The following is a 7450-nucleotide window of genomic DNA, read 5'->3' as shown; positions in this document are numbered from 1 at the left end:
GATTACCACGCTGTTGCATCCCTTTAAGCCTGTTAACAGCAGTCCAAAGACAGTCGTATTCTCTTGAAAGAGATAATGATTCCCTTCCAAGGACCGTGCCATCTGACTGCATTACAGACGCGGTTGCAGCGTGGTTCATCCCAAGATCAACAGCAAGGATACGCTGTGTCCATATATTTGAAGCGTTCGGCAGCTTTACATTTTCCTCAAATGCAAAGTCCAGATACCAGGATCTGTGTCTCTTCCTGAGGACCGGCACGCATTCCTTGCGGTCTTTACAGTGATGTCTGATGTAATCAATATCGCTTTTGCGAAGTTCTATGTCCATCCAGTCCCAGGTATTGTTTATCCAGACTTTGACCTGAGCAGTATAGTTACCAGTCATGTTAAACATGTTTTTCCTATACATGAACGGGAAATCACGACCCGTATGAGGGATGCCCGGTTTCTCGCCGACAGGATTGGCATTCCAGTTGGCAAGATTGGATTTATAGGAAGACACTTTTCCAAAAGCGGATGCAATAGCGGCTCTTCGTAAATAACATGGAAATTTATACAGGTGTCCGGAAAAATCATACTTCGTTGCAGGGCGAGCCTTTGTTCTCAGAGAAACGCTTTCACAAAAGTTGACGGCATCTTTTGAATTAGAACATTTAGAAGCGTCTTTCCATTCGTTAAGGCATACATTGATATAAAAATCGACAGCACGACAATAAAGCCTTGCTGTGTCGTCGAAGGCTTTAGAGCTTTGCTTGATTAGGCTTTTATACAATGTATGGATTTTCATTAACGCTCTTTTTGTGAATTGATATAGTTTATGATTTGTTCTCTACTGCGGTCACTTACAGTGACCACACAATACGACGGGTTCCAAAGATGTCCACCCCAAAGTTTTGATTTGATCTCCGGATGAGACATGAACATCCACCTCGCGGTGTTGCCTTTAAGGATCTTGAGCATACGTGGGAGTTCGAATTGTGGCGAACAATCTACCAGCATATGTACATGATCCGGCATTATCTCCATGGCTGTGATGGTAAATTTATATTCCTCTGCCATAGACTTTAGATAAGCTTTGATGTCATTATCGATGCCATCCATCAGAACTTTACGTCTGTACTTGGTACACCAGACAATATGATACTGCAGAGAATAAACGTAACCCCTACCATATGTCAGGTCATTTTTATTCGGTAAATCAAATATATTAGCCATACGTATATGATACCATATGTATAAAGAAATCGCAACTTCCCAACAAAAAGCCACCTAACTCACGACTAGTCACGAGAATGCGGCGGCAATTATTCAACGCTAATGGTTATAGTAACATCTCCATTAGAAAGAAGATCAGTTATATCTTCCGCATTCTTATCAGATATGTGACCAAGCCTTGTATATGACCAGCTATTAGAACCATAGAACACTACCATCTGATTTCCGGAGTATAGTACAACGTCACCTGAACTCGTTGTTGTCTGCTTATCATCTCTCGGCAGACTCTGTCCAATTGAGCCCACCTGTTCAAAACCGCCATACATTGACATCTGAATTGTAACATCACCTTCTCGGGCCATATCCCGCAGTGCTTCTACAGCCTGGTTGTCTTCCCAATCCACATTTACTTTTGTATCACTGATTTTCATTATCATAGTGGTTTCTCCAATGTCTGTTTCATCAAAAGAAGTATTATTCTCAGCAGCCTGATTATCAACTTCTTCTGTGCGGTATGTTTCTGAGTCTTCTGATAAAATAGTTTCTTCTGTACTCTCTGCTTCAATGTCTTCAGATCCAGAAATGATTGCACTCGAATAATGATTTTCATCAACTGTTTCCGCATTACCTGAACAGGCACTAACACAAACCATCATGAGCACACTGAGTGCCATCTTAATCAATCTCTTTTTCATAGAAAATTCCCTTTATTTTAAAGCCTTTCCAAAATCATAAGCTTCACTTAATTCCTCGGCTTTACTTGAAGCTTCACCCATATCACCTATTCCTCCACAGAATAAGGACCCTGAAAATTCTGCCTTTCCAAAACAGTCAACCCACCCTTGGAGTCCACTAATTGCCTTTTTAGGTACGAACTCTTCATCCTCAGCTGCAACAGATAGCATATATACATTCCTGAACTTATAGTCTGAAGGATACAACGGATTGAGCCTATCCAAAAGAGTCTTCATCTGTCCGCTCATCTCGTAGTAATAGATTGGTGTTGCAAAAACCAGGGTATCTGCATTCTTTACTTTTTCTGCAATTTCAACAGCATCATCTTTAATGATGCATCTCTGAGTGTTCTGGCAGGCCAGACATCCTATACAGAAACTGATATTTTTTCCTTTCAGGCTTATATGTTCCACATCATGACCTGAAGCTTTTGCTCCCTCTATAAGCTTTTCCGTAAGTATTTCGGAATTACTCTTTGCACGAAGACTTGTAGAAATCACTAATACTTTGCTCATATCATCCCATCCTTATTTCAAATTCTCCTTAAAGAAGCTCTCCAACTTATCAAAAGGAATATAATCCTTATCTCCGCCATCATAAAGGTCAGTGTGCACAGCATTAGGGATTATCATAAGTTCCTTGTTATCTGCATACTTGCTGTCTCTGATCATATCTGCATAAGCATCTTTTGAGAAATAACATGAGTGTGCCTTTTCTCCATGGACAAGTAAAACTGCACTTCTGATTTCATTGCTGTACTTAAGGATTGGTTGATTAACGAAAGACTCACAACCGATCACGTTCCAGCCACCGTTGGAATTAAGACTTCTCTTGTGGTAACCTCTGTCGGTCTTGTAGTAGTCATAGTAATCTTTTACAAAGAAAGGTGCATCCTCCGGAAGTGGATCTACTACTCCGCCGCCAAGCTTATATTCACCAGCCTTAAGGTCCTCCAGTCTCTGAGCACACATAGCTGCCTTATGCTGGTATCTTGCTTCTTCACTGTCCTCTGAATCAAAATATCCCTTGGCGTTTACTCTTGTCATGTCATACATTGTCATGGCTGCAGTAGCTTTGATCCTTGTATCAAGAGCTGCTGTATTGATTGACATTCCGCCCCAGCCACAGATACCGATTATTCCGATTCTGTCAGGATCTACCTTTTCATTAAGTGAAAGGAAATCAACTGCTGCCATGAAGTCTTCTGTATTGATATCAGGAGATGCCATATATCTTACATTTCCACCGGACTCTCCTGTAAAGGAAGGGTCAAATGCTATCGTCAAAAAACCTCTCTCTGCCATTGTCTGAGCATAGAGACCGGAACACTGCTCCTTTACTGCTCCAAAAGGTCCACATACAGCAATTGCAGGAAGTTTGCCCTCTGCATTCTTAGGAACATACATATCTGCTGCCAGGGTGATTCCATATCTGTTTACGAATGTTACTTTACTGTGGTCAACCTTATCACTTTTCTTAAAAGTCTTATCCCACTCGGTTACAAGGTTTAGTTCTTCTTTGCTGATCATTTTACATTCCTCCGTTTTTATCATTTCTCTTTTTGAATCTGTCTTATCAAAAAATCCATGTTATCAACTTTTTTCTGACTGTCATGAAGCTCATCCATAAGATGGCACCGGCATTTTCTAAGATCACGAAGAAGTGTATCGGTGTCACCTTCTTCATACATCTTTTTCATAAAGCTTATTTCCTTCTCATCACAGCCCATGTCAGTAAGGCTTTCAAGAATCTTTTTGGTATCCATCTTTTTTACTCCTTCTGATTTCATAGTAAATCCTTGACCAGGTTTTCGCTAATGAATAAAATAAATATCATGATATTCGTTTTTGGAATAACATATAAATGGTCAGTTTTATGGAGGATTTCATGGAAATAAAAAATCTCAGATACTTTCTTGCAGTTGCAAGGGAAGAAAATATGTCAAAGGCTGCTGAGCAGCTTCATGTATCACAGCCTACTCTTTCAAAGACATTAAAATCATTAGAGGAAGAACTTGGGAAGAAACTGTTTGTCAGGCACAGCTTCAGTATTTCGCTCACTGACGAGGGGATGCTGCTGCGTGACCGCGCCCAAGATCTTGTTGCTATGTCAGATAAGATAGAACAGGAATTTAACTCCCTGGATGATATAACAGGTGGGGATATATATTTTGGACTGGCAGAAAGCTATCAGATCAGATACCTTGCCAGAGAGATTTATAAATTAAAGGAAAAATACCCAAACTTCACTTATCATATAACCAGCGGAGATACTGAGCAGGTTACTGAAAAGCTTGATAAAGGCATTTTAGATTTTGCTGTACTGTGTGAAACTCCTGACAGCAATAAATATGAATATGTTAAGTTTCCGGAAGCTGATGTATGGGGAGCAATCATGCCTTCATCTCATCCCCTCGCCAGGAAAAAGTCCATCCGGGTCTCTGACCTGACAGGACAGCCTCTGTTTGTCTCAGAGCAGAGCTGGAACAATGAAATCAAAGCGTGGGCCAAAGACAGATTTAATGAGCTTAAACTTGAAGGCTCTTTTAGACTTTCCTATAACGGCTCTGTATTTGCAAGGGAAAACCTTGGAATACTTCTTACATTTAAAAATCTGATAAATACCGAAGGAACTGACATGGTATTTAAGCCTCTTTCACCGGAACTGAAATCAGAGCTATATCTCATTTGGAATAAGTATCAGACCTTTACTCCTATTGCTGAAAAGTTTCTGGAGCAGATAAAAAAGACTTTCAAATAATTTGCAAGAAGGCCATAGATTTCCATCAAGCCTAAAGTCACCCTTCATTATCATTCATTTTCTGTCTACCACACAAAAAGAGGCGTGTAGCTATCAGCGGGATTTACGCTTAATGCTACACGCCACTTAAAGTTTCCTTTTCTTATTTTAAATAATCTCCAAGACTAATGTCTGCACTTGTTGACTCGATCAATTCCCGTTCTTTTCTGCGAATCTCCGCCATTTCCTTTTCTCTTTGTATCTGTTCTTCCTTTTGATGGTTATGCTTTACTAGAAAAGTATTGTATAGAAGAATGATGGTGAATAAGATAACTAAGGCACGCAACCTTCTAAGGATATCTTCTCTATTAAATTTCTTATCCATATTTTTAATCCCTTAACATATTGCCTGGATAATGCTTACGATCAGCACTACCGGCATGATCATTAAGATCAAACATGAAAGGCAACCACCGGAATTTCGGTGCATATTATCAAGCATAAATAAATCAAATAACTCATCATCGTCATCCATATAAATACCTGCCTATTCTAAATATCGACTTATCTCTTGCTTCGATATCTTAATTCTACTCGTACTCATAACAAAAAAATGCACATCTATAACAAGTTTATAATCATTTAATAATTGAAAAAAGCCGTCAGTAACCGGTGATGTCCGGTTCTAACGGCTTGTATTGTCAACCTATATTCACGATATTTGCCCCAAACGGACAAAGACACAGCTTTGCGATCTTAAAGTGTATAGCTGCAATTTTTCTTGTATAAAAATATCGAGGCTATACTATAATTTACTTAAACAACACGAATTAATACCATATAACAAGCAGTTCCGGCAATGATAGACAAATACATGTTTTTCCTTATGAGTTGCAGAATGACAATTAATGTACAGGCGATGAGTTCCGGAATCCCGTATGGGAACTGTCCGATGTTCATATTCCGAAGACAATAAATTACAAGTACCATCATAATTGCGGGAGGAAGCACACTGCCTAGATACTGTATCGTTTTAGGCAACGGTCTGCTGCCGAATAGCAAGAACGGGAAGGCACGAAGAATCCACGTGACAATTGTAATAACGGAAATGACTGCAATCAGATAAGCCGTATTATTCATTCGGGATGCCCTCCTTTATTTCAATGGGTCTGCGGAGCAGTATCAGTGCGATAAGACAGCTAATCATGGTGGGAATCAGGAAATACTCTTTTCCGAGCAAGAGGTAAAATCCTAGCGCACAGACAGCCGCCGTTAAGAAAGGTAATTTGGAACGATACTGCTGCCATTGGTTAACGACTACAACCAAAAAGAATGCTGTAGCGGAAAAATCAATCCCACTCATATCAAATTGCAGGAATTGTCCGGCACAGGCGCCTATGAAAGATCCGAATACCCAGTATAAATGGTCAAGCATGGCAATCATGAACGCGGCCCTATCTTCATCAAGGTTTGCCTCATACTTTACAGAACAGAGAACAGAGTATGTTTCATCGGTCAGAGTCAGGATCATATACGGATAACGCCAGCCCATTCTGCGGAATTTCTCGATAAAACCGATGCCATAAAAAATATGGCGGGCATTGATGAAGAAAGCCATAAACGCAAGTGAGGTCAGGGATGCTCCGGAAGTCATCATTGGAACCATCAGAAGCTGCATAGATCCGGCAAAAATAAATAAGCTGGAAGCAGTGGTGAGTAAAATGCTATAACCGGCATCGCTCATCAGTATACCAAACGCAATACCGATGAACAGATATGTGAAAAAAATAGGAATCGTGTTTTTGACTGCAAAACGAAACTCTTTCATTGACTTCGCTCCCATTGATATGAAAATAGATTTGCTATATTTTAGGGCATATCATTGTTCTGTACAAGTACTCTAAAAATAGATAGGTACTATCATTTTTGATACTGTGAGGAGGAAATATGAAATCCGGCAAAAAATTCAATTGCACAATTGAAGCTTCTATGTGCTTTATCGGAGGAAAGTATAAGCCCATCATCCTGTGGCACCTTATCGATGGAGAAAAACGCTTCAATGAGCTTCAACGATTAATTCCTAAAGCGACTGCGCATACATTGACGCTTCAGCTGCGTGAGCTTGAGGAAGATCAGCTGATTCATCGTGAGGTATATCCCATCGTACCGCCAAAGACAGAGTATTCACTTACAGAACTCGGAAAAACACTGATTCCACTGATCACTGAATTGCGGGAGTGGGGCCGGTATTATTTCGAGTACACCCATCAGCCAAATCCTTGTGAGCAGGATTAGCCATAGCTTTTTTATTTCAATGCTTCTTAGCGAAATGGATGATGTTACTTACCAGCATTCGGTCTTTATACTGATTGAGGCACTGACTGCTCCCACGGGCAAGCCCGTGGGGTTCTGATTACCAAGCCTAGCCTGTAATCGTACATCATTTTCAGACTTTGGAGTTACAGGTGTAAATCTATTTGAATCAGGACTTTCATTACCAAGCAGTCCAACGACCACATTAGCGGTAAATTTCTGTCTTGTGACAAGGACGTACAGTCAATCGCCCATATTTAATTGTTTTAAGCTACCTTAATTCCGCTGTTTAGTATTTTAATCTTGTTAGCCTTGATCCATGCGATCAGGGCTTTTTCTTTTGTGTGACACTTGTCAAAAGTCGCAATACATTTCTCTTTGTCTACAGCTTTGGTCTTATGATTGTAACAGTAAAGTAAAAATGATGAGTACCAGTCTCTTTGTACCA

Annotated in this window: 10 protein-coding genes and 2 pseudogenes; 2 read left to right on the top strand and 10 right to left on the bottom strand. The window is 40.1% G+C overall.

Annotation, left to right across the window (positions count from 1 at the left end; genetic code table 11):
* The 6 genes and pseudogenes from T357_RS0117960 to T357_RS0117935 all read right to left on the bottom strand — a co-directional run.
* Positions 1 to 787, bottom strand: a pseudogene (locus T357_RS0117960) (IS200/IS605 family accessory protein TnpB-related protein); the annotation flags it as partial.
* A complete protein-coding gene (gene tnpA / locus T357_RS0117955; protein ID WP_031555634.1) occupies positions 787 to 1215 on the bottom strand; it encodes an IS200/IS605 family transposase in 429 nt (142 codons plus the stop codon). The gene tnpA and the pseudogene T357_RS0117960, both read right to left, overlap by 1 nt.
* Positions 1216 to 1304: 89 nt before the next feature.
* Complete coding sequence (locus tag T357_RS21915) at positions 1305 to 1910, bottom strand: cyclophilin-like fold protein (protein WP_049962552.1); 606 nt, start codon at positions 1908 to 1910, stop codon at positions 1305 to 1307.
* Positions 1911 to 1922: 12 nt separating this feature from the next.
* Positions 1923 to 2465 (bottom strand): flavodoxin family protein, encoded by a 543-nt coding sequence (locus tag T357_RS0117945; RefSeq protein WP_031555630.1) that lies wholly within the window; start codon positions 2463 to 2465, stop codon positions 1923 to 1925.
* Positions 2466 to 2477: 12 nt separating this feature from the next.
* Complete coding sequence (locus tag T357_RS0117940; RefSeq protein ID WP_031555627.1) at positions 2478 to 3479, bottom strand: alpha/beta hydrolase; 1002 nt, start codon at positions 3477 to 3479, stop codon at positions 2478 to 2480.
* 20 nt (positions 3480 to 3499) lie between these two features.
* On the bottom strand, positions 3500 to 3715 hold the full coding sequence (locus T357_RS0117935) for a hypothetical protein (protein WP_024865572.1): 216 nt from the start codon (positions 3713 to 3715) through the stop codon (positions 3500 to 3502).
* Between the two features lie 122 nt (positions 3716 to 3837).
* Between T357_RS0117935 and T357_RS0117930 the strand changes: the two genes are divergently transcribed.
* On the top strand, positions 3838 to 4710 hold the full coding sequence (locus tag T357_RS0117930) for a LysR family transcriptional regulator (protein WP_031555622.1): 873 nt from the start codon (positions 3838 to 3840) through the stop codon (positions 4708 to 4710).
* Between the two features lie 142 nt (positions 4711 to 4852).
* Here the strand turns inward: T357_RS0117930 and T357_RS0117925 are convergent, their stop codons facing one another.
* From T357_RS0117925 to T357_RS0117910, 3 genes are all read right to left on the bottom strand, one after another.
* Positions 4853 to 5074, bottom strand: coding sequence for a hypothetical protein (locus tag T357_RS0117925; protein ID WP_031555619.1), 222 nt, complete (start codon positions 5072 to 5074; stop codon positions 4853 to 4855).
* Positions 5075 to 5505: 431 nt separating this feature from the next.
* Positions 5506 to 5829 carry a branched-chain amino acid transporter permease gene (locus tag T357_RS0117915; protein WP_031555616.1) on the bottom strand — a complete coding sequence of 108 codons (324 nt, stop codon included), beginning with the start codon at positions 5827 to 5829 and terminating at the stop codon, positions 5506 to 5508.
* Positions 5822 to 6517 carry an AzlC family ABC transporter permease gene (locus tag T357_RS0117910; protein WP_031555614.1) on the bottom strand — a complete coding sequence of 232 codons (696 nt, stop codon included), beginning with the start codon at positions 6515 to 6517 and terminating at the stop codon, positions 5822 to 5824. The genes T357_RS0117915 and T357_RS0117910 overlap by 8 nt, the downstream gene beginning before the upstream one ends.
* 119 nt (positions 6518 to 6636) lie before the next feature.
* Between T357_RS0117910 and T357_RS0117905 the strand changes: the two genes are divergently transcribed.
* A complete protein-coding gene (locus tag T357_RS0117905; protein WP_031555611.1) occupies positions 6637 to 6984 on the top strand; it encodes a winged helix-turn-helix transcriptional regulator in 348 nt (115 codons plus the stop codon).
* A gap of 284 nt (positions 6985 to 7268) precedes the next feature.
* Here T357_RS0117905 and T357_RS21560 read toward each other — a convergent pair.
* Positions 7269 to 7450, bottom strand: a pseudogene (locus T357_RS21560) (hypothetical protein); the annotation flags it as partial.

Source organism: Oribacterium sp. FC2011, assembly GCF_000701645.1.
Taxonomy (GTDB): domain Bacteria; phylum Bacillota; class Clostridia; order Lachnospirales; family Lachnospiraceae; genus Oribacterium.
Note: the sequence above shows the minus strand (reverse complement) of the source record. Positions and strands in the feature narration are given on the sequence as shown.